This is a genomic window from Vibrio sp. 10N.222.54.E6 (assembly GCF_041473955.1).
Taxonomy (GTDB): Bacteria; Pseudomonadota; Gammaproteobacteria; order Enterobacterales; family Vibrionaceae; genus Vibrio; species Vibrio tasmaniensis_A.
On record NZ_JBFRTD010000091.1, the window covers coordinates 1 to 473 of the forward strand.

Consider the following 473-nt stretch of genomic DNA (forward strand, 5'->3'; position numbering starts at 1 on the left):
ACCTTAATCCTTATTTGTTAGGCAAATCATGCTCCAAAGAGAAAACTAAATGGCAAATCACCAAATCCCCACACCAAAGTGCCCGTAATTAGAAGAAATGCCTCATGTTTCAAAGTTATTTTTTCTAATTCACTTTGGAGTTTATTTTCAACTACTTTAGTGTTTTCAACCCATTCATCGACTCTAGATGAATCAAGTTCTTCACTCTCAAGCAGTGTTATTTCCTTCAAGTTAGATGTATGAAATTGAAGTAGCCTAAGCTGGTATTCACGATTATAAAATTCAGCCATGGCATATAAAATACCGACAACAACAACTAGCGCACCACTTCTTGCTAACCATAAATAGTCATCAAAAGCTTTAAAAAATGACAGCAATATGCCCGAAATGATGATAAAAAAAGTTAGCCCATAGGTAAATTTGATGTTCATAACGTTATTATTCCTTTTTTGCCTAACGCCGCAATAACACGT

The 473-nt window shown here is 34.7% G+C and carries 1 protein-coding gene; it reads right to left on the reverse strand.

The window, feature by feature from the left end; genetic code table 11:
• Nucleotides 1-26: 26 nt before the first annotated feature.
• The coding region (locus AB4513_RS24650; RefSeq protein WP_206208467.1) for a hypothetical protein at nt 27-473 on the reverse strand (447 nt) is incomplete at its 5' end.